At 62.4% G+C, this 25,088-nt stretch carries 27 protein-coding genes; 12 read left to right on the plus strand and 15 right to left on the minus strand.

Going from position 1 to position 25,088, the window contains the following annotated elements:
- Nucleotides 1–40: 40 nt before the first annotated feature.
- Both FF124_RS18330 and hpt read right to left on the minus strand, forming a co-directional pair.
- Nucleotides 41–400, minus strand: coding sequence for a response regulator (locus FF124_RS18330; protein ID WP_138749918.1), 360 nt, complete (start codon nucleotides 398–400; stop codon nucleotides 41–43).
- Between the two features lie 163 nt (nucleotides 401–563).
- Nucleotides 564–1,106, minus strand: coding sequence for a hypoxanthine phosphoribosyltransferase (gene hpt / locus FF124_RS18335; RefSeq protein ID WP_138749919.1), 543 nt, complete (start codon nucleotides 1,104–1,106; stop codon nucleotides 564–566).
- Between the two features lie 245 nt (nucleotides 1,107–1,351).
- Here hpt and ftsE point away from each other — a divergent pair, with 245 nt between their 5' ends.
- The 4 genes from ftsE (at nucleotide 1,352) to FF124_RS18355 (ending at nucleotide 5,096) form a co-directional block, all read left to right on the plus strand.
- Complete coding sequence (gene ftsE / locus FF124_RS18340) at nucleotides 1,352–2,011, plus strand: cell division ATP-binding protein FtsE (RefSeq protein ID WP_138749976.1); 660 nt, start codon at nucleotides 1,352–1,354, stop codon at nucleotides 2,009–2,011.
- A 562-nt stretch (nucleotides 2,012–2,573) separates the two neighbouring features.
- Nucleotides 2,574–3,455, plus strand: a complete 882-nt coding sequence (locus FF124_RS18345; protein ID WP_138749977.1) for a cell division protein FtsX — start codon at nucleotides 2,574–2,576, stop codon at nucleotides 3,453–3,455.
- Nucleotides 3,456–3,609: 154 nt separating this feature from the next.
- Nucleotides 3,610–4,296 carry a YdcF family protein gene (locus FF124_RS18350; RefSeq protein ID WP_187326999.1) on the plus strand — a complete coding sequence of 229 codons (687 nt, stop codon included), beginning with the start codon at nucleotides 3,610–3,612 and terminating at the stop codon, nucleotides 4,294–4,296.
- Nucleotides 4,297–4,301: 5 nt separating this feature from the next.
- On the plus strand, nucleotides 4,302–5,096 hold the full coding sequence (locus tag FF124_RS18355) for a lysophospholipid acyltransferase family protein (RefSeq protein WP_138749921.1): 795 nt from the start codon (nucleotides 4,302–4,304) through the stop codon (nucleotides 5,094–5,096).
- Nucleotides 5,097–5,102: 6 nt separating this feature from the next.
- Here the strand turns inward: FF124_RS18355 and FF124_RS18360 are convergent, their stop codons facing one another.
- Nucleotides 5,103–5,645 carry a gamma-glutamylcyclotransferase gene (locus FF124_RS18360; protein WP_138749922.1) on the minus strand — a complete coding sequence of 181 codons (543 nt, stop codon included), beginning with the start codon at nucleotides 5,643–5,645 and terminating at the stop codon, nucleotides 5,103–5,105.
- Nucleotides 5,646–5,694: 49 nt separating this feature from the next.
- On the opposite strand from FF124_RS18360, the gene FF124_RS18365 reads away from it, so the two are divergent.
- Nucleotides 5,695–6,693, plus strand: coding sequence for a DUF2125 domain-containing protein (locus tag FF124_RS18365; RefSeq protein ID WP_138749923.1), 999 nt, complete (start codon nucleotides 5,695–5,697; stop codon nucleotides 6,691–6,693).
- An 18-nt stretch (nucleotides 6,694–6,711) separates the two neighbouring features.
- Here the strand turns inward: FF124_RS18365 and FF124_RS18370 are convergent, their stop codons facing one another.
- The 3 genes from FF124_RS18370 to FF124_RS18380 all read right to left on the minus strand — a co-directional run bounded on the left by FF124_RS18370 (nucleotide 6,712) and on the right by FF124_RS18380 (nucleotide 9,615).
- Nucleotides 6,712–7,641: a prephenate/arogenate dehydrogenase family protein gene (locus FF124_RS18370; RefSeq protein ID WP_138749924.1), complete on the minus strand. Its 930-nt coding sequence runs from the start codon at nucleotides 7,639–7,641 to the stop codon at nucleotides 6,712–6,714.
- Nucleotides 7,638–8,747 carry a histidinol-phosphate transaminase gene (hisC, locus tag FF124_RS18375; RefSeq protein ID WP_246072532.1) on the minus strand — a complete coding sequence of 370 codons (1,110 nt, stop codon included), beginning with the start codon at nucleotides 8,745–8,747 and terminating at the stop codon, nucleotides 7,638–7,640. The genes FF124_RS18370 and hisC overlap by 4 nt, the downstream gene beginning before the upstream one ends.
- 124 nt (nucleotides 8,748–8,871) lie before the next feature.
- Complete coding sequence (locus FF124_RS18380) at nucleotides 8,872–9,615, minus strand: class I SAM-dependent methyltransferase (RefSeq protein ID WP_138749926.1); 744 nt, start codon at nucleotides 9,613–9,615, stop codon at nucleotides 8,872–8,874.
- An 86-nt stretch (nucleotides 9,616–9,701) separates the two neighbouring features.
- Between FF124_RS18380 and gloB the strand changes: the two genes are divergently transcribed.
- Together gloB and FF124_RS18390 are read left to right on the plus strand one after the other, a co-directional pair.
- The gene (gloB, locus tag FF124_RS18385) at nucleotides 9,702–10,472 is read left to right on the plus strand and encodes a hydroxyacylglutathione hydrolase (RefSeq protein ID WP_138749927.1); all 771 of its coding nucleotides are present in this window, start codon (nucleotides 9,702–9,704) and stop codon (nucleotides 10,470–10,472) included.
- Entirely contained in the window at nucleotides 10,472–10,909 is a 438-nt protein-coding gene (locus tag FF124_RS18390; protein WP_138749928.1) for a cupin domain-containing protein, read from the plus strand. Before gloB ends, FF124_RS18390 begins: the two co-directional genes overlap by 1 nt.
- Before the next feature lie 8 nt (nucleotides 10,910–10,917).
- Here the strand turns inward: FF124_RS18390 and yddG are convergent, their stop codons facing one another.
- A complete protein-coding gene (yddG, locus tag FF124_RS18395) occupies nucleotides 10,918–11,784 on the minus strand; it encodes an aromatic amino acid exporter YddG (protein WP_138749929.1) in 867 nt (288 codons plus the stop codon).
- Between the two features lie 20 nt (nucleotides 11,785–11,804).
- Complete coding sequence (locus FF124_RS18400) at nucleotides 11,805–12,545, minus strand: DUF3108 domain-containing protein (RefSeq protein WP_187327000.1); 741 nt, start codon at nucleotides 12,543–12,545, stop codon at nucleotides 11,805–11,807.
- A gap of 269 nt (nucleotides 12,546–12,814) precedes the next feature.
- On the opposite strand from FF124_RS18400, the gene rpmB reads away from it, so the two are divergent.
- Both rpmB and FF124_RS18410 read left to right on the plus strand, forming a co-directional pair.
- The gene (rpmB, locus tag FF124_RS18405; protein WP_138749931.1) at nucleotides 12,815–13,111 is read left to right on the plus strand and encodes a 50S ribosomal protein L28; all 297 of its coding nucleotides are present in this window, start codon (nucleotides 12,815–12,817) and stop codon (nucleotides 13,109–13,111) included.
- Between the two features lie 95 nt (nucleotides 13,112–13,206).
- Complete coding sequence (locus FF124_RS18410) at nucleotides 13,207–13,842, plus strand: VUT family protein (RefSeq protein ID WP_138749932.1); 636 nt, start codon at nucleotides 13,207–13,209, stop codon at nucleotides 13,840–13,842.
- Between the two features lie 228 nt (nucleotides 13,843–14,070).
- Here FF124_RS18410 and FF124_RS18415 read toward each other — a convergent pair whose 3' ends face one another.
- Nucleotides 14,071–15,513, minus strand: a complete 1,443-nt coding sequence (locus FF124_RS18415) for a mannitol dehydrogenase family protein (protein ID WP_138749933.1) — start codon at nucleotides 15,511–15,513, stop codon at nucleotides 14,071–14,073.
- A gap of 182 nt (nucleotides 15,514–15,695) precedes the next feature.
- Here FF124_RS18415 and amyA point away from each other — a divergent pair, with 182 nt between their 5' ends.
- Nucleotides 15,696–17,183, plus strand: a complete 1,488-nt coding sequence (gene amyA / locus FF124_RS18420) for an alpha-amylase (protein ID WP_138749934.1) — start codon at nucleotides 15,696–15,698, stop codon at nucleotides 17,181–17,183.
- 195 nt (nucleotides 17,184–17,378) lie between these two features.
- On the opposite strand, the gene FF124_RS18425 is transcribed toward amyA, so the two are convergent.
- A complete protein-coding gene (locus FF124_RS18425; protein WP_138749935.1) occupies nucleotides 17,379–17,921 on the minus strand; it encodes a VOC family protein in 543 nt (180 codons plus the stop codon).
- Nucleotides 17,922–18,023: 102 nt separating this feature from the next.
- Here FF124_RS18425 and FF124_RS18430 point away from each other — a divergent pair, with 102 nt between their 5' ends.
- Complete coding sequence (locus FF124_RS18430; protein WP_187327001.1) at nucleotides 18,024–18,704, plus strand: TetR/AcrR family transcriptional regulator; 681 nt, start codon at nucleotides 18,024–18,026, stop codon at nucleotides 18,702–18,704.
- Here the strand turns inward: FF124_RS18430 and FF124_RS18435 are convergent.
- The 4 genes from FF124_RS18435 to FF124_RS18450 all read right to left on the minus strand — a co-directional run bounded on the left by FF124_RS18435 (nucleotide 18,688) and on the right by FF124_RS18450 (nucleotide 23,262).
- On the minus strand, nucleotides 18,688–19,650 hold the full coding sequence (locus FF124_RS18435; RefSeq protein WP_138749937.1) for an esterase-like activity of phytase family protein: 963 nt from the start codon (nucleotides 19,648–19,650) through the stop codon (nucleotides 18,688–18,690). The genes FF124_RS18430 and FF124_RS18435 overlap by 17 nt on opposite strands.
- Complete coding sequence (gene cobT / locus FF124_RS18440) at nucleotides 19,650–21,548, minus strand: cobaltochelatase subunit CobT (RefSeq protein WP_138749938.1); 1,899 nt, start codon at nucleotides 21,546–21,548, stop codon at nucleotides 19,650–19,652. Before cobT ends, FF124_RS18435 begins: the two co-directional genes overlap by 1 nt.
- Nucleotides 21,549–21,558: 10 nt before the next feature.
- Nucleotides 21,559–22,551 (minus strand): cobaltochelatase subunit CobS, encoded by a 993-nt coding sequence (gene cobS, locus FF124_RS18445; RefSeq protein ID WP_138749939.1) that lies wholly within the window; start codon nucleotides 22,549–22,551, stop codon nucleotides 21,559–21,561.
- Between the two features lie 72 nt (nucleotides 22,552–22,623).
- Nucleotides 22,624–23,262: a J domain-containing protein gene (locus FF124_RS18450; RefSeq protein ID WP_138749940.1), complete on the minus strand. Its 639-nt coding sequence runs from the start codon at nucleotides 23,260–23,262 to the stop codon at nucleotides 22,624–22,626.
- 119 nt (nucleotides 23,263–23,381) lie between these two features.
- Between FF124_RS18450 and FF124_RS18455 the strand changes: the two genes are divergently transcribed.
- Nucleotides 23,382–23,663 (plus strand): BolA family protein, encoded by a 282-nt coding sequence (locus FF124_RS18455; protein ID WP_138749941.1) that lies wholly within the window; start codon nucleotides 23,382–23,384, stop codon nucleotides 23,661–23,663.
- Between the two features lie 140 nt (nucleotides 23,664–23,803).
- Here the strand turns inward: FF124_RS18455 and FF124_RS18460 are convergent, their stop codons facing one another.
- A complete protein-coding gene (locus FF124_RS18460; RefSeq protein WP_425462550.1) occupies nucleotides 23,804–25,075 on the minus strand; it encodes an HlyC/CorC family transporter in 1,272 nt (423 codons plus the stop codon).
- Nucleotides 25,076–25,088: the final 13 nt, after the last annotated feature.

The following is a 25,088-nucleotide window of genomic DNA, read 5'->3' on the forward strand; positions in this document are numbered from 1 at the left end:
GCTGCCTGTTAAAGCTCATCGCGACATGATCGGTTGATGCCTACGCCGCGAGCGCCCGCGCCACGGCCTTGCGGATATCCGGCAGGGCGAAGGGTTTGGGTACCACGTCGACGATCTTTTCCATCAGGTCGTCGGCGCGTTCGCGCTGTTCGGCAAAGCCGGTCATCAGCAGGATCTTCATGCCCGGATGGGTGCTGGCCGCCTGATGGGCAAGCGCGATGCCGTCCATGATCGGCATGCGGACATCGGAGAGAAGCAGATCGTAATTGCTCTCCGACAGGAGCTCAAGTCCTTCGGCGCCATCGCAGGCCTCGACCGTCTCGTGGCCGTCCAGCCTGAGCGCGCGCGCAACGAATGCCCTCAAAGATGCCTCGTCTTCCGTGATCAAAATCCTCGCCATGGCGCTGTCCAGTTCTTTCTGTCTTGTCAAAACCCTTGAGGTTGACCCGTTGTTCCGGGCCTTGTTGCCCTAGAGATCACCAGAACTTTCCTAGCGAGAGGTAAACATCGAAAAATGGCAATTTATGTAGTTAACAAGCTCTGTTACCGCGATTTAACCTTGGTTAAGCATCACCGGTAATCACGCCCACAAAGGGAAGCTCGCGGAAGGCGTAGGCAACGTCCATGCCGTAGCCGACGACGAAGCGGTCCGGGCAGTGGAAACCGGCATAGTCGGCTTCCAGAGCCTCTTCGCGCTTGTTCTGCTTGTCGAGGAGGACGGCGATCGAGACATTGGCCGCGCCGCGCTCCAGCATCAGGTTGCGGGCAAAGCGCAGGGTCCGGCCGGATTCGAGAATGTCGTCGACGAGCAGTACGTCGCGGCCTTCCACGACGCTGTCGATATCCTTGACCAGGCGCACGCCGCGGCTGACGGTTCCGGTGCCGTAGCTCGACAGCGTCATGAACTCGACCTCCGGCGCCAGCCCGACCTTGTGGAGCGCGCGGATCAGGTCCGCGGCAAAGACGAAGGATCCCTTCAGAATGGCGATGACGAGCAGATCCTTCGAGGGACCGCTCGCGATCTCGTTGGCAAGCTCCTCATTGCGCCTGGCAATGTCCTCGGTGGAAAACAGCACTTCGATAGTCTTGCCGCGAACGACGTGCATGGGCGCGCTCCTCATCTTTTGCGGTGCGCCGGGGCGCCGCGTTCATTGCCAATCGGTAATGACCGGTTTTAGTGGCTTTGCAACCGGGCGGCAATCAAAACGCCGGAAAGGCCGGGCGACGGGCGGCATTTCCCCGTGGATAATGCCGCAATCCTGTCGCCTTTGCGCTTTGTTCACCACCTGTTATGCATAATGGGCGATGATGGCGCTGATCTGAAAACGAAGGCTGCCTGCTGACCATGGCATTGATCCAGTTTGAAAATGTGGGACTGCGATACGGAATGGGGCCGGAAGTCCTGCGGGACATGACGTTCGACATTCCGAAGCATTCCTTTCAGTTTCTGACCGGCCCTTCCGGCGCGGGCAAGACGACGCTTCTTCGGCTGATGCTGATGGCGCTGCAGCCGACCCGCGGCCTCATCCGCCTTTTTGACCGCGATGTCGCCGTCATCCCCCACAAGGAATTGCCGATGCTGCGCCGGCGGGTCGGCATCGTTTTCCAGGATTTCCGCCTGCTCGACCATATGACGACCTATGAAAATGTCGCCCTGCCGTTGCGGGTGCGCGGCAAGGAAGAAGTCGCCTTCCGCAATGACGTGATCGAACTGCTGAAATGGGTCGGGCTCGGCGAGCGACTCAATGTGCGCCCGCCTGTGCTTTCCGGCGGGGAAAAACAGCGCGCGGCGATCGCGCGCGCCTTGATCGACCAGCCGGAAGTGCTGCTTGCCGACGAGCCGACCGGCAATGTTGACCCGCCGATGGCGCGGCGCATTCTGAGCCTGCTTGTCGAACTGAACCGGATGGGAACCGCAGTGGTGATCGCCACCCACGATATCGCGCTGATGGATCGCTATGACGCCAGGCGGATGATCCTGTCGGAGGGAAGGCTCGATATCTATGACTAGGCCGCCCCGTTCGATCCGCGATCCCCGCCTGGAGGAGGAGCGTCTTCGGCGTGAGCGCGAGGAAGAGCGCCGCCGTGCGGAAGCGCGCGCCCGCGAGGAGCGCCTGCTTGAGGAGCGGATTCTCGAGGAGCGCCGTCGCGAGGAGATCCGCGTGCACGAGGCGGAAGCCGCGCGCAAACGACAGATGCAGCAGGAGGCCGCAGCGCGCGAGGCTGAACTCAGGCGCGGCGAGCAGGAAAAGGCGGAACGACAAAGGGTGGCGCAGGCCGAACGTCAGAGGGTTGCGGCAGGACGCGGCGAAGGCGAACGCCAGGCGCGAGCGCAACGGGCGCTTGCCGGAGATGACCGTTCGCCGCTGCCGCAGGCCAGAAGCCGCGCGACCCCGAAGCCCGAGCGCCCTGCGTCGCGCGCCGATGCCGGGTCGCCTCCGGGGCCGGCTCGCAAGGCGGAACAGGGCGGCTCGGCAGATGGTCGCAGTGTGCGAAGGCCGCCTGCGGCCAGCCGGAACCGCGGCAAGCCGACGCCGATCGTTCCGCCTGCAAATGTTCAGTCACGGGCGCTGATGGCGGTGATCGCGATCATGGCCTTTCTCGCCTGCCTGACGCTCGGCGGCGTCTCCATGGTACGGGCCACGGCGGCAAGCTGGCAGGGCGGTATCTCCCGCGAGGTCACCATCCAGATCAAGCCCGCCGAAGGGCGCGACATGAACCAGGCGCTCCTGACCGCGCGGGACGTAGCGCTGCAATTCGTCGGCACGATCGACGGTCAGGTGGTTGATGAGGCGGCAACCGAGCGGCTGCTCGAACCCTGGCTCGGGACCGGGCTGGATTTCGACGAACTGCCGGTGCCGCGCCTGGTGATCGTGACGATCGACGAGAATAACCCCCCTGATTTCGCGGCCATGGCCGCCGCCCTTCAGCGCGCCGTGCCGGGCGCCTATCTCGATGACCATCGCGCCTGGGTGAACCGGCTCTCGGCCATGGCCGACGCAACGACGACGATCGGCGTCTCGATCATGGCGCTGGTGTTCTCCGCCATGGTGCTGACGGTGGTGTTTGCCACGCGCGGCGCGCTTTCCGGCAGTCGCGACATTGTCGAGGTGCTGCATTTCGTCGGCGCGGAGGGCGGTTTTGTTGCCCGTCAGTTCCAGAACCATTTTCTCAACGTGGCGCTCAAGGGCGCGTTTCTGGGCGGCGGGCTTGCCTGCCTGTTTTTCGTGATCGCGCGTTTCTGGCAGGCGCGCTTCCTTGCGACCCCCGGTTCCGATCAGGCGACGGCGCTGTTCGGCAAGATCTCGATTGGCTGGGGCGCCTATGGTGGGATCCTGCTGACCATCGTTATCATCGCGGCGCTCACCACGCTGACGGCCCGGCTGACGGTGATGCGCACGATCAGGGAGATCGATCGCATCCGCTCCGATCCGGCACGCACCGATACGCTTTAGTCCATTTGGATATTCAACTTATCCGTCGTCGTCGTCCGGCCCGAATTTCAGCTATATCGTCTGTACTGTATGAAGGGCGGCGGAATGATTCGGCCGGCTGCTGATTCGGAGTGCGCGAAGTTTGCGGTCGTCAGCGATCCGGAATGGAAGGATGATGAAAAACGAACTCGGGAAGCCGCCGGAAAAGAGCGGCAACGGGGATGGTGCGCGAGGACGGAGCGTCACGCGTCGCGGCTTCGTGCTGCGCGCCGTTCTGGTCGCAGCCCTTGCCGCGCTGACGGCTTTTGGCGTCGGCTTCGCCTGGTTTACCGTCCGCGTTCTCAGCGAACGGCCGCCATCGATCTACGAGACAGATGCGATCGTGGTGCTCACCGGCGGCGCACGCCGCATCGACGAGGCGCTTCTCCTTCTGGCCGAGGGCGCAGGGGAGCGGCTTCTGATATCCGGGGTCAATCCCTCGACAACCCCGGAAAGCATCCGCAAGACCACGGGCGGCGACAGCCAGTTGTTCGAATGCTGCGTCGATTTCGGCTACGAGGCGCTCGACACCTATGGCAATGCGGTGGAGACCCGCAAATGGATCGAGGAGCACGGCTACCGGCGCGTCCTGGTCGTCACCAGCGCCTATCACCTGCCGCGCGGCCTGTTTGAATTGCGCCATATCGATCCGGAAACGGTGTTCGTCGGCTATCCGGTGCCGCTGGGCGAGGGGGCCGGCCCCTGGTATGACAATCTGCGTTATGTGAAGGTGCTGGGCTCGGAATATCTCAAATTCCTGGGCGCGCATGTGCGCGCGGTGACCGGACTTCGGGTCCTTCGCCCGGCGAAGCAGGAAACGTGAAAACCATGGGTGTCCTCCGTTCCCTCGCCTTCAATACGGCCTTTTACGTCGGCACGGCGCTGAGGATGATCGTGCAGTCTCCCTATTATTTCTCGGCCTCGCGCGAGAACGCCTATCGCGTCGTGGTTCAGGGCTGGGGCCGGTTCGTCAACCGGCAGATGCGTTTCTGGGTCGGCACGACCTTCGAGATCGAGGGGCTGGAGAATATTCCGGACGGACCCTGCATCATCACGCCGAAGCACCAGTCGGCATGGGACACGATCATGTTGCTCCCGTGGATCCCGGATTCCGTCTTCATGCTGAAGCGCGAACTGATCCAGATGCCGCTCTTCGGCTGGTACCTGAAGAAGCAACGGCAGATCGCCGTCGATCGCGCGGCAAGCGGCCGGGCGATGGCCGATGCGATCAAGCGGACGAAGGCCGAGGTTGAAACTGGTCGGCAGTTAATCATTTTTCCCGAAGGCACGCGACGGCCTCCGGGCGCCGAACCGGACTACAAGCGCGGCATTCAGTTGATCTATAGCGGGCTTGCCGTGCCGGTCGTGCCGGTGGTCATGCATCCGGGCCTGTTCTGGCCGCGCGGCAATTTTCGCCGCCAGAAAGGCCATTTCAAGGTGAAGATCCTGCCGGCGATCCCGCCGGGCAAGCCGCCGAAAGCCTTCTTTGCCGAACTCGTCGAGACCATGGAGCGGGAAAGCGACCGGCTGCTTCTCAAGACCGTCGCCGAAAACCCGCATCTCAACCTTCCCGAGGTGACGCGAAAGCGCGTCGCGGAACTGAATGCAGCAGAAGGGCTTTGATGTCGCTCAGCCGTGCCTGGGGCGCGGTTGCTCGTTGAGCAGAAGCTTGGCGACCGATTCCAGCGCCGCATCGCCGATGCGCATCTGTCTCAGGTGGTCGACCGTGTTCAGCACATAATCGCGGTTCGGGCCGGACTGGCCGTGGCCGCGTCGCACGATGTCGGCCGCCCTGTCTATATCGACCTTTCCCGCATATTGCTTGTGGGAGTGATCGACCACATAGGTGACGGCGGGAACGGTATCGCCACTCTCGAGCCGGATCGGCAGGACGAGTTCTCGGTAGACCCTCGTCACCAGTTCGCGCGCGCGCAGATAGGCCATCACCGCCTCCTCGTCATCATTCCTTGCGGCGAAGGCGACGCCTTCGCAAAAGCCGCCCCTGTCAAGGCCGAGAACGAGGCCAGGGGTTTCCGCCGTGCCGCGGTGGACGTATGAATAGACGCACAGGCTGCGGTGATAGCCCGAAAGGCGGGCGTGGGCGCGTTTGTGGCTCGGGAAACCCGGATTCCACATCAACGAGCCGTAGCCAAAGACCCAGAATTCGTCCATATGCTATGCCAGACTCCGATTGCAATGAAGGACAGAATGGGAAGCCACCATGGCAGGTTCAACCCGCACGCGCAAATATCTAAAATGGTCGCTGATCGTGCTGGTCATCATCCTCATAGCCTATGCACTCGGCTGGTTCTTCATCGCCCGCACGGTCAAGGCCCGCATCTTCGAACTTCTGGAAGGCCAGGATGGCAATGATACGGTCGTCAGCTGCGAGGACATCGGCTATCAGGGCTTTCCGACAAGCTTCGGTTTCTTCTGCGACAGCCTGCATGTGCGGGACCGCAACACCGATGCCGTTTTCGACACGCCGCGACTGCTCGCCGAGGCGCCCGTCTATTCGCCCTGGTCGGTGATGGCAACGGTCACGGGCCCCGCGACGCTCGACAATGATGCCGGCATGATCCTGCGTTCCGAGTGGGAACATCTCGGCGGCAAGTTGATCTATGGTCGCGCGGCGCCGAGGCTGATTTCCTTCGATGTTGAAGGGTTGACGGCGCGCTTTGCCGTTCCCGCAGGACGGCAGGGGACATTGACGGCTGAATATGCGCAAGGCCTTGTCCGCAATGATGACGGCGATCTCGATCTTGCCCTTACCGTGACCAACGGCGTCCTGCGCCCGCAGAACAATGCCGAGGCGCTGCCCTCCGTCTCCGTCAACCTTCTCGCGACCGTCGATGACGGGGGCGAGCTTCTGGCGACCAAGCAGATTCGCTCCAACAGGCTTCGCGGCAAGAGCGGGATCCTCAACCAGGCAACGCTTGCGATTGGCGAACGGGCCTCGCATATCGCCGTTTCCGGCCGTTTTGCCTTTGACAAGGAGGGTTACCTGGACGGGCGGTTCAGCGTCGAGCTGACCGGGATCGACGGCATTTCGCAGGTCCTGCAACTTGCCTTCCCTGAGGTCGCGCAACCGGTCGATACGGTGACCGGGCTGATCAAGTCCTTTACCGGCGGCCAGCGCACCATGGCGCTTGATGTGCGGGTAAACCAGGGCCGTGCGATGCTGGGCTTCATCCCGCTCGGCCGGATCCCGCCGGTCTGACGGGATCGCCGTCAGGCCTCAGCCCTTCTTGTCGAGGGCGTGACGGCCGAAGTCGGGCGCTTCGACATCCTGTCCGGCCTCGACGATCGAGCGGCGGACATCGCGCGTGCGCGAGAAGAGTTCGAACAGCTTGTCTCCCTCGCCCCAGCGGATCGCCCGCTGCAGATAGGCGAGATCTTCGGAAAAACGCGCCAGCATTTCCAGTATGGCATCGCGATTGTGCAGGCAGACATCGCGCCACATGGTGGGGTCGGAAGCGGCAAGGCGCGTGAAGTCGCGGAAGCCCGAGGCCGAATACTGGATGACTTCCGACTGGGTCACCGCTTCCAGGTCATCTGCTGTGCCGACAATGTTGTAGGCGATGATGTGCGGGAGGTGCGAGACGATGGCCAGCACCTTGTCGTGGTGTTCCGGCACCATCCGGTCCACCGTCGAGCCGAGCGCCTGCCAGAAGCTCGTCAGCTTGCCGATTGCAGCCGCGTCCACGCCGTCAAGCGGAGTCAGGATGCACCAGCGCCCGGCGAAGAGGCCTTCAAACCCGGCGTCCGGACCGGAATGTTCGGTGCCCGCGATCGGGTGGCCGGGAATGAAATGCACTCCCTCCGGCACGAAAGGCGACATCTGGGCGATGACCGAGGCCTTGGTGGAGCCGACATCGGTGAGGATCGCGCCGGGCTTCAGATTGGGCGCGATCTTTTCCGCAACCGCGCCGGAGGCGCCGACGGGAACGGAGACGATTACCAGATCGGCGCCCCGGACGGCATCTTCGGCCGCTGCCGTATAGCGGTCGCCCAGCCCCAGCTCTTCCGCGCGTCGCAACGTTTCCGGCGAGCGGGTGGAGACCACGATTTCGCCGGCAAGGCCCCGGGCGCGGATATCGCGGGCGATCGAGGAGCCGATCAGGCCGATGCCGATCAGGGCGATCCGTTCAAACATAAAGCTGCTCATGCCGCATCCGTCTTGGCTTTGTTGGCCATGAAGTCCTTCAGCGCCGCGATTACGCCGCGGTTGGCTTCGTCCGTGCCGACGCTCATGCGCAGCGCATTGGGGAAGCCATAGCCGGCGACCGCGCGCAACACATAACCGCGCGACGACAGGAAGCGGTCGGCGTCGGGCGCGCGCAGGCCGTCTTCGTCGGGGAAGTGGATCAGGATGAAATTGGTGACCGAGGGCGTGACGGTCAGGCCGAGCGCGGTCAGTTCCCGCGTCAGCGTCTCGATCCATTCGGCATTGAACGCGGCGGCGTGCTGGGTGAAGCCGTCATCCTTGATCGCGGCCGTTGCCGCGGCAATGGCCGGTGCATTGAGGTTGAAGGGGCCGCGCACGCGGTCCATCGCGCCAACGATCTCGAGCGGTCCGTAAAGCCAGCCGACGCGCAATGCCGCCAGACCGTAGATCTTCGAGAAGGTCCGGGTCATCACCACATTGGCGTTTTCGGCGACCAGTTCGAGGCCTGCCTCGTAATCATTGCGGCGGACATATTCGGCATAGGCCGCGTCCAGCACAAGAATGACATTCTTCGGCAGACCCGCATGCAGGCGGCGGATCTCGGAGAAGGGCACATAGGTGCCGGTTGGGTTGCCCGGATTGGCGACGAAGACGATGCGCGTCTTGTCGGTGACGGCGGCAAGGATCGCGTCAACATCGACGGTCGCGTCCTTTTCCTTCACGGTGACCGGCGTCGCGCCATTCGCCATGATCTGGATCTTGTAGACGAGGAAGCCGTGCTCGGTGATGATCGCCTCGTCGCCCTCGCCGAGATAGACATGGGCCAGCAGCCCGAGCAGTTCGTCCGAACCGTTGCCGCAAATGATGTTCTTCGTGTTGAGGCCATATTTGGCGGCAATCGCCTCGCGCAACTGGGTTGCCTGACCATCAGGATAGAGCGCGAGCGTCTCGGCGAGGTTCCGCATCGCCTCGATCGCCTTCGGGCTCGGGCCCAGCGGGGTCTCGTTCGACGAAAGCTTGTACACCTTGGCAACGCCCTCAACATGGTCCTTGCCGGGGACATAGGCGGCAATATCCATGACACCGGGGCGGGGTGTCGGCTTCATCGACTGATCAGGCATAGGAAACCTCGAAAACAACATGTGGCCTCAAGGGCCGTTTTTGAACGGAGAAGGAATAATCAGGATTGGACGCTTTGTCGAGGGCGCGCGGCCCTTGGCGACAAGGGCCTCAGGGTCGATCGCGCGTTGTCGGCACGCCCTGGGGGGCAAGGGCCGGCACCAGAACCTTGCGCCGGGCGCGCGCGGCAACCGGCAGGCCCTGATAGAGCCGCTTCTGCGCCTCGACGATATTGACCCCGGAAAAGGCCGGCCAGAAGGTGCGGCCGGAGCGTTCGAAACTGGAGCGGAATTTCAGCACTGCCCGGCTCTTCGACGGCGGGAAGAACAGCGCCTCGGCAAAGGCGCCGGGGGTAAAATTGGTCTCCCGCAGCAGTTCGGTGACCTGGCTCTTGGAATAGGGGCGGCCATTGCCAAAAGGTGTATGTTCCAGCCGTGCCCAGACACCGCGCCGATTGGGCGCGACGATGACGAGGCGGCCGCCGGGGGCGAGAATGCGCCAGAGCTCGCGCAGGGTCTCGCGCGGGCTTTCGGTAAACTCCAGCGCGTGCACCATCAGCACGCGGTCAATCGAGGCGTCGGGCAGCGGTAGCTCGTCATCCATCACCAGCGCGGTGGCCGATGCCGCATGCGCCGGCCAGTTGATCGCGCCCTGCGAGGCGGGCATGAAGGCCATCACCCGTTCCGCATCCGCGCCGAGCCGGTCCAGATAGGGCAGGCAGTAGCCAAGCCCCACCAAGCGTTCGTCCGGCAGTTTCGGCCAGACGGGAACGAGCGCCATGGCGATCGAGTGGGCGGCAAGCCGTCCAAGCCGTGTGTGATAGAAGGAACGAAGGTCAACGATATCGGCGTTCATGAGCGAAGTTCAGGCGGCCCCGGTTGGACTTGAGACCGCACAGTACTACATTGAAGCCGACTGGGTAAGCAATCGCGAGGCTTGAGATGACTTCACTGGAAATTGCCGTTTTCATGTGCCGATCCGACAATTACGGGGCGCTGGTTCATGACCCAGAGACGGAAAAGACGGTCAGCATCGATGCGCCCGATGGCGAAAAGGTCATAGCGGAAGCGGAAAAACGCGGTTGGACCATCACCGACGTCTTCACCACCCATCACCACAAGGACCATGTCGAGGGCAATCTTCTTTTGAAGGAACGCTATGATTGTCGCATCGTCGGGCCGGTCGAGGAGGCGGTGGTGATCCCCGGTCTCGAACTTGCCGTGGGCGAGGGCGACGAGCTGGATTTTGCCGGCCACAAGGTGAACGTCATCGAAACGCCCGGCCACACGGCAGGTCATGTCTGCTATCACTTCGTCGATGACGGCCTGCTGTTTGCCGCCGACACGCTGTTTGCCATGGGCTGCGGCCGCCTGTCCGAGCGCCCGGCCTCCGACATGTGGCCGTCGCTGCAAAAACTACTGGCGCTGCCGGACGAAACGGAAGTCTATTTCGGCCATGAATATACGCTGGCCAATGCCAAGTTCGCGCTCTCGGTCGATCCGGACAATCAGGTGCTGAAGGAGCGCGCCGAGGCGGTGGCCGCGTTGCGCGATGCCGGTGACTTCACCACTCCGACGACGATCGGACTGGAAAAGAAGACCAACCCGTTCCTTCGGGTCGCCGATCCGGCGATCCGGGCGAAGCTCGACATGGCCGATGCGAGCGACGCCGAGGTTCTCGGCGAGATCCGCCGGCTGAAGGACAATTTCTGATGACCGGCGCCCCGACAGCCGAGGCCATAATTGATGCGCTGGGCATGCAGCCGCATCCGGAAGGCGGTTGGTATGCGGAAACGTTTCGCGATACGGCCGGCGAGCCGGGACGCGGCGCTTCGACGCTGATCTATTTCCTGCTGAAGGCGGGAGAACGCTCGCACTGGCACCGGCTTCTGACGACGGTCGAGGTCTGGCATTACTATGCCGGAGCGCCGTTGAAGCTGATGGTCTCGCCAGACGGGAGGATGAGCGAGACGATGACCCTCGGACCGGACATCATCGCCGGCGAACGCCCGCAGGGCGTGATCTACGCCGGCCACTGGCAGGCGGCGGAAAGCACGGGCGACTTCACGCTGGTGGGCTGCACCGTCGCTCCCGGCTTTGTCTTCGATGATTTTGAGCTCGCCGCTCCGGGCTGGGCGCCTGCCGGCTGAAAAGCGCCTCAGGTCTTTTTCCGGATGATCATGTCGCGAGCCGCGAGAGCAGCGCCGCCGGTGATCAGCAGGCAGGCGACGATCACGCGCCACCCCGGCTCGCCGAAGCGGGCGACAAGGAGCACGATGGTCGAAAACAGCGGGGCGGCATAGCTTGCCGCTCCCAACACCTGGATATTGCCCCTCTTTACCCCGTAGTCCCAGGCATAAAAGGCAATGCCCACCGGAAACAGGCCGAGGCCCGCCACCGCCAGCCACTGGCTCGCCGTTTGCGGCCAGACGGTTGTTTCAAGCAGCAGGTGGCAGAGAAGCGAGAGCACCGAGGTCGCGAGGCAAAAGCCGGTGACGACGTCGGTCGAGACCTTGGAAAAGGATCGCGAGATCAGCGAATAGCCCGACCATGTGAAGGCGCAGAGAAAGGCGGCGATATAGCCGAGCGTGTATTCGCCGCTGATCGTCAGACCGCCGCCGCGCGTGATCAGGAGCGCCGTTCCGGCAAAACCGGCGATCGCGCCTGCGATATGATGGGCCTTCAGCTTTTCGCCCGGCAGAAGCGCCGAGCCGACGACGATCAGGAGCGGCCAGAGATAGGCGATCAGTCCGGCATCGACGGCGGGCGCGTTGCGCAACGCGGTGAAATAGAGGAAGTGGTAGCCGAAGAGGCCGGCAATGCCCGCGATCCACACCTTTGCCGGCTGGCGCAGCGCATGACGGCGCTCGGGCCGCGCGACCAGCACCACGATGCCGGGGAGGCTGGCGATGGCAAAGGCGATGGCCGAAAGCTGAAATGGCGGCACATTGCCGGAGGCCGCCGTGAACAGGGCCAGAAACGACCACATGATGACGGCCGAGAAGCCGATCAGGGTTGCGCGCATGATGGGACTTGCCTTGCGTATCAGACGCCGAATTTCGAGGCGTAAATCGTCAGCTTGCCGATCTTCAGCGGGATCTGCGCGGTGACCGGGGCATAGACATTGAGCTCTTCGTTGAAGGCGAACCAGACGACAAGCTCGCGCGTATTGGCGAGATATTCGATGTCGTCATCCATGCGTTCATAGCCGGCAATCGGGCGGAAGCGGATGGCGCAGCCGACGGCGCGGCCGGAGAAGCCCTTTGTGGAGAAAGGCTTGGTGCCGGCGGACGCCAGTTCCAGGTTCAGCCGCGTCTCTCCGTCGAAGATCGCGATCTTGCCCTGGCAGGGATTTTGGGACGGCGGCAGCAGCAGGGCGGAGACGGGGTCGATCACGCCGCGCAGGTGTTTCGCCGTAACCTCGACCCAGTCATCGCCGCGTGGACCGGGGTCCGGCTCGATCGTGGAAGACACAACGCGCTTGCGGGAGAACTCCGCGCCGTAGTCGCGGGCATAGTCGCCGTCGCGGTAGCTCAGATCGAATTCGCGGGTCTCGGGGCGGCCGTCCTTCCAGTCGCCTTTGGCATCGACCTTGACCGCGATCGAGGTGAAGAGATTGCCGATTCCAGCCGCCTTGATGTCGGCGGCAATCCGGTAGTCGCCATCATTGACCGTGGTGTTGAACACGGCATCGGCAATCTTGATGCCGGAGAAGGCGATAGTATAGACGGTCTGCTGGGTGATGTCCTCGGCCCGGCCCGTGGCCGCTGAGAAAAGAAAAACCATAGCTATTACAGTCTGATAAATGACGGTTTTTCTCATGTCGCTCTCTCGCACCTGTGATATGGTCGTTCCTGCTCACCTGTTTATGTCTCAGGCGGGCTGAAAAAAACAGCGGTAAATTTTCGCGTCCCCGTGAAAATCCGGCTTCCCGCCTTGACCTTTGCGTGTCGCCCGATTATAGAACCGCAACTTTCCAATTAGCCGCCAATTGGATCGCGGGACTAGGCCGTCCCGTTGTAAGCCGTTGGCTGAAGACGAGTATAGGTGAAATCATGTCCCGCACGTGTGAATTGACTGGCAAGGGCGTGCTGTCCGGCAACAATGTCAGCCACGCCAACAACAAGACCCGCCGCAAGTTCCTGCCGAACCTGTGCCGCGTGACGCTGATGTCCGAAGCCACCGGCCAGAGCTATCGCCTGCGCGTTTCCGCTGCAGCGCTTCGCTCGGTTGAACATCGCGGGGGCCTCGACGCATTCCTGATCAAGTCCGGCGAGGGCGAGCTGTCGCCGCGCGCCCGCCTGATCCGCAAGGAAATCATCAAGAAGACGGCTGAACAGGCCGCCGCCTGATCGTCAGGCAGCTTTGAAACTGGAAAGCCTTGCTGCCTGGCAGTAAGGCTTTCTTTATTTGTCCTCCAACTGGTGGCATCACCCAGGATAAAAAAATGCGACAGTCGCAATCCGTCATTATCTACAGCCTGCTCATGGCAGGCGTCGTTCTCGCCTCCAACATTCTGGTCCAGTATCCCGTTCAGGGCATGGTTTACGGCATTTCGCTTGCCGACCTTCTGACCTGGGGCGCCTTCACCTATCCGCTCGCCTTTCTCGTCAACGACCTGACCAACCGTCAGTTCGGTCCGACGGCCGCGCGCAAGGTCGTCATCGCCGGCTTCGTCGTCGGCGTCGCCTTTTCCTTCTACGCCTCGGTGCCGCGGATCGCGATCGCTTCGGGCACTGCGTTCCTGGTGGGCCAGTTCCTCGATATTACGCTCTTCAATCGCCTGCGCCGCCAGAGTTGGTGGAAGGCGCCGCTTGTCGGCTCGCTTTTCGGCTCGATCCTCGATACGGTGCTGTTCTTCTCGATCAGCTTCGCTGCAATCTTCGCCTTCATCGGCGCCAATGACGAATTCGCTCTCGGTGTTGCCCCGCTCTTCGGCGTCTTCCCGTTCTTGGACGTGCCGCGCTGGGTTTCCTGGGCGCTCGGCGACCTTTCGGTCAAGCTGATCTTCAGCCTCGTCATGCTGCTGCCCTATGGCGCGCTGATGACCTGGCTGAGACCGATGCGGCCGGTGAATGGGTAAGGATTTGGTTCTGCGTTCGCGCGTCTTGCTACATAGCCTGCCGCACACTCTGCCGTCATCCCGGCCATGAGCCGGGATGCAGAGCCATACGACTGGCCTTTTGGTGTGCCGTGAACGGATATGTTTGCGAGAACCGCCCTGGATGCCGGCTCAAGGCCGGCATGACGGAAGAAACGAGCGTTCGGACGAGGGCTCACGATGCCAAGACGGGAAAATCTCCCGCCTTTATCAAGCCTTCAGCACGGCCTCGACCGCCGCGCGCGGGCCCTTTTCCACGATATAGCGATAGGCGCCGGTAATGGCCGAGCGGAAGGCGGGTTCGCGGCGCAGGTCCTCTTCGAAGATCGATTCGTTTGAGAGAATGCGATCGACAAGCTGGTCGCCGTCATAGGCTTTTGCTTCCGCGAGAAGCTCTTCGGAAAGCGGATCGGTGAGCTTGCCGCCTTTTTCCGACGTCACCTTTACAAACCGGATCCAGCCGGCAACGGCGAGCGCCAGAAGCGGCCATGGGTGGTTGTTCCGGATGTTGATCTCGATGCCGTGGAGAAGGCGCTGCGGCAGTTTCTGGCTGGTGTCCCAGGCAATCTGCGCGGTCCGGTGCTTCAGCTTCGGATTGGCGAAGCGCTCGATCAGCGCGTCGGCATATTCCTCGAAACTGACACCCTCGATCTCCGGCAGCGTCGGGCGCTGCTCGTCCATCATGATCTGGCGCGCGGCCCGGCGGAACACGTCGTCCTCCATGCAGGCGGAGACGGTTTCGAGACCGGCAAGGCTGCCGAGCATGGCAAGGAAGGTATGCGCGCCGTTGAGCATTCTGAGTTTCATCATCTCGAAGGGGCGCACGTCATCGGTCATCATCGCCCCGCCTTCTTCAAACGGCGGCCGGGCGGTGGCGAAATCATCCTCGATCACCCACTGGCGAAAGGGCTCGCAGACAATGCCGTTCTCATCATCCTTGCCGTCATTGAGCGAGCGCAGCACGCCGCGACCGTAATCGTCGAGCGCGGGAACCACGCGGTCGACCATGGTGGAGGGGAAGGAGACATTGGCGTCGATCCAGTCGGCCAGCTTTCCGTCGCGCTGGTGGGCGTAGGAGAGCACGGCGGCACGGGCAAGCTTGCCATTGTCGGGCTGGTTGTCGCAGGACAGCACGGTCAGCCCGTCGCGGCCTGCGTTACGGCGGCGGTTCAGGCCTTCCACGATGACGCCGATCGCCGTGCCGGGTTCTTCCGGGGTGGCGAGATCGGCGATGATGCCCTTGTTTTCCAGGTCGAGATGGCCGTTGCGGACGCAATAGCCTTTCTCGGTGATGGTCAGGCTGATCACGGCCATGGCTTCGGACGCAATCAGGTCGAGAAGCGTATCGATGCCGTCGCGCTTGGGGTGGCAGGTGCCGGTGACCACGCCGATCTTGCGCGCGGTCACTGTTTCGGCGTCCATCTCGGCGATCAGGTAGTCATGGCCGGCCTCGTCCAGCGCGGTCAGTTCCTCCATGCCGGAATTCAAGCGCACGGCGACAACGCCGAAATCGCCGCCCGCCTTGTTCATGCCTTCCTGCAGGTAGACCATCGGATGGGCACGGGCGAAACCGCCGAAGCCGATATGCAAGATGCGCGGACGAAGCTCGTCCTTGGCAAATTCCGGATTGGCGCGGATGATGGTCTCTTGCATGGGGTGTTCCTTCTGGTCGCCGTCTTGGGGAGGATATCGGCGCGACGGGTGACAGCCGTCAAGTCTTGTTTGCATAATTCGGCGGCAGGCGCAAAGATCACCTCCGTCCTGAAACCGCTCGGCGCGGAACTTTCACCATCACCGCCCGTTTAAGGTCGGCTCACCCAAACCGCGAGGACAGCATGGCCGGACGCGTATTGCTTCAGTTTTTTCACTGGTACTATCCATCAGGCGGGACGCTCTGGGATGAGGTGGCGCAAAAGGCGGAGGAACTGGCCGGCATGGGCATCACCGATGTCTGGTTGCCGCCGGCCTCGAAGGGGGCCGCGGGCGGCTATTCCGTCGGCTACGACACTTATGATCTCTTCGACCTCGGCGAATTTGACCAGAAGGGAACGGTTGCCACCAAATACGGCGACCGCGGCGCTCTTGAAAATGCCTGCCACACGCTTGCCGGCCACGGCATCGGCGTCATCCACGATGTCGTCTTCAACCACAAGCTCGGCGCGGACGAAAAGGAACGGGTGAAGGTGCGCCGCGCCGACCCGGAGGATCGCACCGAGATCGAGGACGAGGCCTTCGAGGCGTTGGCCTATACCCGCTTCACCTTCCCGGGCCGCAACGGAGCCTATTCCGAATTTGTCTGGACGCACAAATGCTTCACCGGCGTCGATTATATCGAGGATCCGGACGAGACCGGCGTCTTCCGCCTGGTCAACGAATATGGCGATGGCGAATGGAATGACGAGGTTGATCAGGAGCTGGGCAATTATGACTATCTGATCGGCGCGGATGTCGAATTCCGCAACCGTGCCGTGGCGGAAGAGTTGAAATACTGGGGCCGCTGGTTCTCGGAGCAGGTGCCGGTCGCCGGTTTCAGGCTCGATGCCGCCAAGCACATTCCGGCCTGGTTCTTCCGTGACTGGATCGCCCATATGCGCGAGGCCGTGAAGGAGGACATGTTCGTCGTCGCCGAATACTGGCATCCCGAGATCGATGCGCTGAAGACCTATCTCGACCTGGTCGACCGGCAATTGATGCTCTTTGATGTCGGCCTGCATTACCGTTTCCACGATGCCTCGGCTGCTGGCGGCGACTACGACATGCGCACCATCTTTGACGGCACGCTGGTTGCCGAAGTGCCGGACCATGCCGTCACGCTGGTCGAAAACCACGACACCCAGCCGCTGCAATCGCTCGAGGCTGCCGTTGAACCCTGGTTCAAGCCGCTTGCCTATGCGCTGATCCTGATGCGCGAACAGGGTGTGCCGAGTGTCTTCTATGCTGACCTCTATGGCGCTCAGTATCGCGACAAGGGCTCGGACGGAGAGGAATACGATATCGACATGCCGAGAATCGAATGCCTGCCGAAGCTGATCGAGGCGCGAAAGCGCTTTGCCAATGGCGCGGAGACGCTTTACTTCGACGATTCGAATTGTCTGGCGGTTGTGCGCGAGGGGACCGGCGAGGCACCCGGTTCCGTGACGGTGCTGACCAATGGCGAGGAGACGGCAAAGGACGTGGACCTCGGCGAAGCGCACGCCAATGCGACTTTCCGCGATTTCCTCGGTCACCGGGAAGATGCGGTGGAAACGGATGAAGAAGGCCGGGCAGCCTTTCCCGTCAATGCTGGCAGCGTCAGCGTCTGGGTGCGCGAGGACAGTCTTTAGGCAATTGAGCGCCGTGCGTCCATTCGGGCGCACAAAGGACGCTCTAACCAATTGAATCTACGCATCATGCTTTCCGACTATCGGGCCGATGCGCTAGAGCAATTCCAGGTGAAGTGGACACAGGTTCACCGTCCGGAATTGCGTAAAAACAAAGAGATAGAGCCTTTTCGCGTTTCCGTGAAACGCGGAATTGCTCTAGCCGCGCGGCAGTGTGCGGAAGGCCTTCCTTGCAGGCGAGCCGTCCCACTCGGGATGCTGCATTTCCGCGTCTTTCCAGGCGCGGCTGCTGCGCAGATAGGCGGCGGGCGAGGCGATCTTGGGAATATGCGCAAGCTCCCAGTGGATGCCGTTGATCGGGTCGTCGAAGAAGACGCCGTAATAGCCGGGCGCATAGACCGGATATTCGGCCGGCGTCTCGGTGACGGGAACCGAACTTCCGACGAGAAACTCCTTGTGGAAGCGGTCGACCTCGCGCCGGCTTTTCGCCCAGAGCGCGATGTGGTGGATGCCCGTGGCGCGTGCTTCGTGGTCGAGCTTGCCGCCGGTCCTTGCCGGCTGGATGCCGATATAGCTGTGGGGGAAGGGGAAGCGCGCCATGTAATAGGTCGATCGATAACCGATATCCATGGTCCAGAAGCTCTTGTAGCCGAGCCAGCCGAACATCTTGTCGTAGAAGGCGACCGAGTTCTCGTAGTCGATCACCGAGAATTCCACATGATTGACACCGCGCCAGCGCATCGGTCATCTCCTTTTTCTCGTTTCAGCGGTGGAAGGCCCGCTGAAAAATGGTTACAGTGCCTATTAGACCAGTGGTCTAATTGCGTCAATGGAAGTGTGGAAATGGCATCCAGCAACAACGGGAAGCCGATGGCGGAGGGAAAATCAGCGTTGGAGCGGCTGGAGACGCTGACGCCTGAACGCCGCGAGGCATTGCTTGCGGCAGCGACGGCGGCCTTCGCCGAACGCGGGTTCTCCGGTGCTTCGCTGAATGCAATCCTGAAGGCATCGGACATGAGCAAGGGTCAGGCCTATTACTATATCCACGACAAGGCCGACCTCTATTGCGCGGCGATCGAGCGTGCGCTTGCCCGTCTTGCCGGTCAGCTTGATGTCAAGCGGGTCGTTGAGGCAGGGGATCGGGCTGGATTTTGGAACGCGCTCAACGCTGCCTTCGGGCAATTGGGCGCGCTTCTGATCGCCGAGCCCACGACAGCCTCACTCGGGAGAACCATGCATGAAGGCCCGGAGGCCGAAAGGGCTCTAGAAGCGCCGCTCGGTCAGCTCAAGGCTGGCGCCGCTCTGCTCGTCGCGCACGGTCAGAGGCTTGGCGCAATCCGCTCCGACGTGCCGCAGGGGCTGATTGTCGACATGCTGTTTGCCAGCGCGCGCGCGCTTGATCGCTGGTTTGCGGAAAACTGGGACGATCTTGTTCCGGAAGAAGCGCAGCGGATCAATCTGCAGGGCCTTGTCATGCTTCAGGCCATGGTCGCGCCTGACGGAGATCTTAATCGACCAGCCTGAACTCCAGCATCAGCGTGTTCTGCAGCGGCGAATCATTGTCGTCGGAAACGAGGATGACATGGAGCGAACCGTCATCGGCGCGGATGACATCCATGCCTTCCATATTGTCGATCCGGTGGGTGCCGCCATAGGCCTGCATGATCACCGGCCCGTCAACCACTGCGCCGGGGCGGATGGCGCTGCCGGGAAGGCGGCGGATGCGCATGGCAACGCCGGAAAGCAGGGAGAACCGCCGCTCCAGCACAAGCAGGTCGCCATCCGGCAGAAAAGCCGCGTCGGTGACGTCATATCCTTCGCGCTTGACGACCTTGAAGACGCCCTTGTCTGCGCCGCGAATGATTGCGGCGAAGAGATTGCCGTTCTTGTCGATGCTCTTTTCAGCAATGACCACAATACGGCCGGCATCGTCGGCCGCGAGCGCCTCGAAACTGCCATTGCGCCGGAGCTCAAAGGGCGGGATCAGGAAATCGGGGCCCGGGGCGGCATTGGCCCGGTCATGGCCCTTCAGGGGGTAGCTGTCGATCCGGTGGCGTCCTTCGAAGCCGACATAGATCTTGTTGCCGATGATTGCGAGGCTCTCGGCATCCATGCCACTCTTGCCCGCATGCACGCCTTTCGCATTCTTCATCGGCGTGACGGTGACATCGGCAAGGCCGGAAAGCCGACCGGACGCATCGCGCGTCACCCGCCCGTCAACCCATTCGCCGGTATCGGCGACGGCGATGAAGCGCTTGCCGTCGGGCCGGAAGCGAATGGCGGAAAGGGACTGGAAATCGGGGTTGGGCGAGCTCAGCGTCAGCCCGCCGACGAATTCGAGGCGGCCAAAACGATCCGTGTCCTTTTCTGGCGCGAATGTCTCGATCGGGACGGCATCAACCGGGGCGACGGCAGCGGCTGCCGGCGCTGCGACAAGCGCAAGCGCCAGAAAAGCAGAGGCGGCTTTCATCAGCGACGTTTTCTGCCCCTGGTGATGCCGGCGGCCTGCTCCTCGAACAGCCCGGCAAGCTGGTCGGTCATGGCGCCGGCCAGTTCGTCGGCGTCGACGATGGTGACGGCGCGGCGATAATAGCGCGTCACGTCATGGCCGATGCCGATCGCCAGAAGCTCAACCGGCGAACGGGTCTCGATATGCTCGATCACAGCGCGCAGGTGCTTTTCGAGGAAATTGCCGGGATTCACCGAGAGCGTGGAATCATCCACCGGCGCGCCGTCGGAAATCATCATCAGGATGCGGCGCTGTTCGGGACGCGCCATCAGCCGGTCATGGGCCCAGATCAGCGCCTCGCCGTCGATGTTTTCCTTGAGCAGGCCCTCGCGCATCATCAGGCCGAGATTGGCGCGCGAGCGGCGCCAGGGGGTGTCGGCGGATTTGTAGATGATATGGCGCAGATCGTTGAGGCGGCCCGGGGTCGTCGGTTTGCCTTCCTCAAGCCATTTCTCGCGGCTCTGCCCGCCCTTCCAGGCCTTGGTGGTGAAGCCGAGGATCTCGACCTTCACGCCGCAGCGTTCCAGCGTGCGCGCCAGAATGTCGCCGCAGGTGGCGGCAACCGTGATCGGGCGGCCGCGCATCGAGCCGGAATTGTCGATCAGCAGCGAAACCACCGTGTCGCGGAACTGCGTGTCGCGCTCCATCTTGAAGGAGAGCGGCTGCATCGGATCGATGACCATGCGCGGCAGGCGGGCGGTATCGAGATAGCCTTCCTCGAGATCGAAATCCCAGGACCGGTTCTGCTTGGCCATCAGCCGGCGCTGCATGCGGTTGGCGAGCCTTCCGACAGCACCCTGCAGATGGGCAAGCTGCTTGTCGAGATAGCCGCGCAGGCGCTGCAGCTCTTCCTGGTCGCACAGTTCCTCGGCCCGGATTTCCTCGTCGAATTCCTCGGTGAAGACCTTGTAGTCGACCTTCTCGTTCAGGTCGTCGAAGGGGGTATTCGGGCGCTTGGTCTCGCCGGCGACCTCGCTGTCGGGATCGGCATCCTCGTCGAGCTCGGTATCAGCCACTTCCGCGCCGTCAAGCTCGCCCTGGTCCATCTCCTCGTCGCTGTCGTCGCTTTCATCGGCGGGCGCCGAGTCATTGCCGGCATCCTCGTCGAACTGCTCGTCATTCTGGCGTTCGGAACGGGGCTGCTCCTCGTCGGAGATGTTTTCTTCCTCGTTCTCGCTTTCCATGTCTTCGTCCGAATAGTCATCGGCGAGTTCCATGGAGGAGAGAATGGAGCGGATCGTGCGGGCGAAGGCGTGCTGGTCATCAATGCTCTCGGCCAGCCGGTCGAGGTCGACGGAGGCCTTCTGCTCAATGAAATCGCGCCAGAAATCGAGAACCTGGCCGGCCGATTCCGGCGGCTTTTCGCCGGAAAGCTTCTCGCGCACCAGCATCGCCACGGCCTCGGAGACCGGGGCGTCCTCCTTGCGGTCGATCGCGGCGAAATTGGCCTTGTCGTATTTCTCAGCATGCATGGCGGCAAGGTTCCGCGCCATACCGGGCATGCGCTTGGCCCCGATTGAATCGACGCGGGCCTGTTCGACCGCGTCGAAAATCGCCTGCGCATCGCTGCCGCTCGGCGCCATCTGCGCATGGGTGACCGGATTGTGGCAGGCCATGCGGAGCGCCATGGAATCGCCAAGGCCGCGGACCACGGCAAGCTCGCTTGCCGTCGGCCGCTTGGAGAATTCCGGCAGGCGGATCTGGCTGCCGCTCATGCCCGGCCGGTCGCGCGAGAAGACGACCTCCGCTTCCTTGTCGCCGGAGACCGCGCGCACGCAGCCGGACACGGCGCGGTGCAGCGGTTCCAGGTCCACGGGCGCGTGCGGATTGGTCTTTCTGTTGTCGCCGGGGCCGGCCATGGGTTTTTCCTCAGGCGCTGATGACGACGTTGGCGGCGCTTTCCTTCAGCTCCTCGCCGAAGGCGCGCTGATACTGCTCGGCCACCAGCGTGCGCTCGAGCTCGTCGCACTTGTTGAGGAAGGTGACACGGAAGGCAAAGCCGACATCGCCGAAGATCTCCGCGTTTTCGGCCCAGTTGATGACCGTGCGCGGGCTCATGACGGTGGAAAGGTCGCCGTTGACGAAGGCCGAACGGGTAAGATCGGCAACGCGCACCATGTTGGAGATGGTTTCACGGCCCTCTTCGCTCGCAGCAAAGCTCTTCACCTTGGCGAGGATGATCGCGACTTCCTGCTCATGCGGCAGATAGTTGAGCGTGGTCACCAGCGACCAGCGGTCCATCTGCGCCTGGTTGATCTGCTGCGTGCCGTGATAGAGCCCGGTCGTGTCGCCGAGGCCGACCGTGTTCGCCGTGGCAAACAGGCGGAAGGCCGGGTGGGGGCTGATGACGCGGCTTTGGTCGAGCAGGGTCAGGCGACCGGAGCTTTCAAGCACGCGCTGGATCACGAACATCACATCCGGACGGCCGGCGTCATACTCGTCGAAGACGAGCGCGACATTGTGCTGATAGGCCCAGGGCAGGATGCCGTCCTTAAACTCGGTGACCTGCAGGCCGTCGCGCACGACGATCGCATCCTTGCCGACAAGGTCGATACGGCTGACATGGCTGTCGAGATTGACGCGCACGCACGGCCATTTGAGGCGTGCGGCGACCTGTTCGATATGGGTGGACTTGCCGGTGCCGTGATAGCCGGAGACCATCACGCGGCGGTTATGGGCAAAGCCTGCGAGAATGGCGAGCGTGGTATCGCGATCGAAAAGGTAGTCGGGGTCGATATCCGGCACGTAGGGGTCGTCGGTCGAATAGGCGGGAACCTGAAGGTCGACATCGATACCAAATGTTTCGCGAACCGAAACCGTCGTATCCGGTGCGTTGGAATAGTCCAGTTCAATCTTGCTCATCATGTCTCCAGCGCGGCCTTTTTCGAAAAGCGCCGCTCAAACGTCTGTGCTGCTCTTTCGGTCAAAAACGGTCTAGCAGAAGCCGGACTGCTTTAACAATTGGTATGCCTGCACCACGGCACGAAAAGTTTCCTCGGAGCCCCGGTCGCCGCCATTGGCGTCGGGATGGTGCTTCTTGACCAGAGCCTTGTACTGTTTCTTGATATCGTCGGGCGTTGCCTCTGCGGTCAGGCCCAGCGTGTCGAAGGCTTTGGATTCGAGCGTCTTCAGCTTGCGCTGGTGGCGCGGTCGCCTGGGCGCGCCCTCCTTGCCGTCATCGACAAAGCCGAAGGGGTCGCGCATGCGCGAAAATGACGCGGTGTTGCCGGCCTTTTTCGAGCCGTTGAGCGGCGTCTTGCGGGCCGCGCCGTTGACGCCGACGGTCCAGGTGGGACGATGGCCGGTCAGCGCCTCCTTCTGGTAGCGGGCGATCTCGCTGTCTGACAGGCCGTCGAAATAATTGTAGCCCTTGTTATAGGCCTTCACGTGCTCGAAGCAGAACATGAAGAATTGCCCCTCGGCATTGCGGCCGACGGGTGCGCGGTGTTTCGCGGGCTTGTTGCAGCCGTCCCATTGGCAGACGGCGGCAGCGGCTTCGGACTCGGCCTTGGCCGATGCCGGGCGTTTGCGCTTGGTGCGCAGACGGTCGAAATATTTGGAGTCAAGATTCATGGCGCTCGATTATGACCTTGTGATCCCGCCACAACAAGAATTGACAACGGGATTTCTTACTGGCTTCCTGAACCGTTAACGCGCTGACGCGCGAAGCAGGGACAAATCAGGAGCAGACAGTGTCGTCAACCGCCGAAATCGAAAACAGGCTGAAAAGCCTCTTCAACCCCGAACGGTTGGTGCTGATGGATGAAAGTGCCCAGCATGCCGGGCACTATGATGAGCCGGACGCCCCCGAAATCACCCATTTAAGGATTCGGATCGTCTCCGACAAGTTTCAGGGGATGAATCGTCTCGCACGTCATCGTGCCGTCAATGAGGCGCTTGCCGGCGAAATCGAGAACGGATTGCATGCACTCGCCATCGAGGCGGCCGCCCCGGGCGAGAAGACGCGGTGGTAAGGGGGGGCAGCCGGCGCCGTGTTATTAAGGACAAAACCTACTCCACTTTCTTCCGTCATGCTCGGGCTTGTCCCGAAGATGACGCGGAGAGGGGCTAGAGGTTCGCCAAGACGCTGACTGTGTTCAGCCATCCCCCGGCCTCACTCCGCCGGCGGGGTTGCCGCCGCAGCGCCACCGAGCGGACGGATCCGGAGCTTGGTAATGCGGTTCTTCTCGCGTTTCATCACGATGAAGCGCTTGCCATAGAAGGTGAAGGACTGGCGCTCCTCGGGTATGGTCTGGCTCTCGTGGATGACGAGGCCGGCAATCGTGGTCGCCTCTTCGTCCGGCAGCGTCCAGTCCAGCGCGCGGTTGAGGTCGCGGATCGGGACCGTGCCGTCGACGACGATCGAGCCATCGGCTTCCTGCTGCACGCCGGAGATTTCCAGGTCGTGCTCGTCGGAAATGTCGCCGACGATTTCCTCCAGAATGTCTTCCAGCGTGACGATACCCTGCACCTCGCCGTATTCGTCGACGACGACGGCGATATGCACCTTGCGGCGCAGGAAGGCGTTGAGCTGGTCCTTCAGATTGGTACTGTCGGGCACGAACCACGGCTTCTGCGCCACTTTGACGATGTCGATCGTCGACGGTGCGGCATGCGGTTCGGCGAGCGCACGCGACAGGTCCTTGGAGTGGACCACGCCGATGATGTTGTCGATCGAGCCGCGCCAGACGGGAAGGCGCGTATAGGGGCTTTCCAGTACTGTCCTGACGGCGGCTTCGGGCGGATCGTCGGCATTGACGGCGCGCATGGCCGTGCGGTGGATCATCACGTCGGAGACCTCAAGCTCGCCGAGGTCGAGCACGCCGCCGAGCCGGTCGCGGTCGGCCTTGATCACCGACCCCTCGCGATGGAGCAGGTCGACGGCGCCGCGGATTTCGTCATGGGCGGTCAGCATTTCGCTGCCCTTGGTCAGCGTCACGCCGAAAAGCCCCAGAATGAAGCGCACGATCATGTTGACGAGGCTTGAGAGCGGACCGATGACGAAAAACAGCACGCGCACGAGCGGAGACACGGCGAGCGCGAACCGGTCGGTCGCGGAAATTGCCCAACTCTTCGGCAAGACCTCGGCGAAGACCACCAGAAGCGCCGTCATGATCAGCGTCGCATAGGCCACGCCATTAGCGCCGAAAATGCTCAGGAACAGCGTTGTCGTCAGTGACGAGGCGAGGATGTTGACCAGGTTGTTGCCAATCAGAAGCGCGCCGATCAGGCGGTCGCGGCGGTTGATCATCACATTGACGAAACCGGCGCGCTTGTCGCCCTGCTGCTCCAGCGTGTGCATGCGGGCCCGGGATACGGCCGTCAGTGCCGTTTCCGAGCCCGAGAAGAATGCCGAAACGACGATCAGGCCGACGATCGTGGCCATCAGCGTCCAGTGT

The sequence above is a fragment of the Martelella lutilitoris genome (genome assembly GCF_005924265.1).
Classification (GTDB): Bacteria; Pseudomonadota; Alphaproteobacteria; order Rhizobiales; family Rhizobiaceae; genus Martelella; species Martelella lutilitoris.

Excerpts from the sequence above, each read along its gene's own strand:
- FF124_RS18330 (WP_138749918.1), bottom strand. The coding sequence starts at position 400 with ATGGCGAGGATTTTGATCACGGAAGACGAGGCATCTTTGAGGGCATTC.
- hpt (WP_138749919.1), bottom strand. The coding sequence starts at position 1,106 with ATGCACGTCGTTCGCGGCAAGACTATCGAAGTGCTGTTTTCCACCGAG.
- FF124_RS18345 (WP_138749977.1), top strand. The coding sequence starts at position 2,574 with ATGGCGGTGATCGCGATCATGGCCTTTCTCGCCTGCCTGACGCTCGGC.
- FF124_RS18350 (WP_187326999.1), top strand. The coding sequence starts at position 3,610 with ATGAAAAACGAACTCGGGAAGCCGCCGGAAAAGAGCGGCAACGGGGAT.
- FF124_RS18355 (WP_138749921.1), top strand. The coding sequence starts at position 4,302 with ATGGGTGTCCTCCGTTCCCTCGCCTTCAATACGGCCTTTTACGTCGGC.
- FF124_RS18360 (WP_138749922.1), bottom strand. The coding sequence starts at position 5,645 with ATGGACGAATTCTGGGTCTTTGGCTACGGCTCGTTGATGTGGAATCCG.
- FF124_RS18365 (WP_138749923.1), top strand. The coding sequence starts at position 5,695 with ATGGCAGGTTCAACCCGCACGCGCAAATATCTAAAATGGTCGCTGATC.
- FF124_RS18370 (WP_138749924.1), bottom strand. The coding sequence starts at position 7,641 with ATGAGCAGCTTTATGTTTGAACGGATCGCCCTGATCGGCATCGGCCTG.
- hisC (WP_246072532.1), bottom strand. The coding sequence starts at position 8,747 with ATGAAGCCGACACCCCGCCCCGGTGTCATGGATATTGCCGCCTATGTC.
- FF124_RS18380 (WP_138749926.1), bottom strand. The coding sequence starts at position 9,615 with ATGAACGCCGATATCGTTGACCTTCGTTCCTTCTATCACACACGGCTT.
- gloB (WP_138749927.1), top strand. The coding sequence starts at position 9,702 with ATGACTTCACTGGAAATTGCCGTTTTCATGTGCCGATCCGACAATTAC.
- FF124_RS18390 (WP_138749928.1), top strand. The coding sequence starts at position 10,472 with ATGACCGGCGCCCCGACAGCCGAGGCCATAATTGATGCGCTGGGCATG.
- yddG (WP_138749929.1), bottom strand. The coding sequence starts at position 11,784 with ATGCGCGCAACCCTGATCGGCTTCTCGGCCGTCATCATGTGGTCGTTT.
- FF124_RS18400 (WP_187327000.1), bottom strand. The coding sequence starts at position 12,545 with ATGGTTTTTCTTTTCTCAGCGGCCACGGGCCGGGCCGAGGACATCACC.
- rpmB (WP_138749931.1), top strand. The coding sequence starts at position 12,815 with ATGTCCCGCACGTGTGAATTGACTGGCAAGGGCGTGCTGTCCGGCAAC.
- FF124_RS18410 (WP_138749932.1), top strand. The coding sequence starts at position 13,207 with ATGCGACAGTCGCAATCCGTCATTATCTACAGCCTGCTCATGGCAGGC.
- FF124_RS18415 (WP_138749933.1), bottom strand. The coding sequence starts at position 15,513 with ATGCAAGAGACCATCATCCGCGCCAATCCGGAATTTGCCAAGGACGAG.
- amyA (WP_138749934.1), top strand. The coding sequence starts at position 15,696 with ATGGCCGGACGCGTATTGCTTCAGTTTTTTCACTGGTACTATCCATCA.
- FF124_RS18425 (WP_138749935.1), bottom strand. The coding sequence starts at position 17,921 with ATGCGCTGGCGCGGTGTCAATCATGTGGAATTCTCGGTGATCGACTAC.
- FF124_RS18430 (WP_187327001.1), top strand. The coding sequence starts at position 18,024 with ATGGCATCCAGCAACAACGGGAAGCCGATGGCGGAGGGAAAATCAGCG.
- FF124_RS18435 (WP_138749937.1), bottom strand. The coding sequence starts at position 19,650 with ATGAAAGCCGCCTCTGCTTTTCTGGCGCTTGCGCTTGTCGCAGCGCCG.
- cobT (WP_138749938.1), bottom strand. The coding sequence starts at position 21,548 with ATGGCCGGCCCCGGCGACAACAGAAAGACCAATCCGCACGCGCCCGTG.
- cobS (WP_138749939.1), bottom strand. The coding sequence starts at position 22,551 with ATGAGCAAGATTGAACTGGACTATTCCAACGCACCGGATACGACGGTT.
- FF124_RS18450 (WP_138749940.1), bottom strand. The coding sequence starts at position 23,262 with ATGAATCTTGACTCCAAATATTTCGACCGTCTGCGCACCAAGCGCAAA.
- FF124_RS18460 (WP_425462550.1), bottom strand. The coding sequence starts at position 25,075 with ATGGCCACGATCGTCGGCCTGATCGTCGTTTCGGCATTCTTCTCGGGC.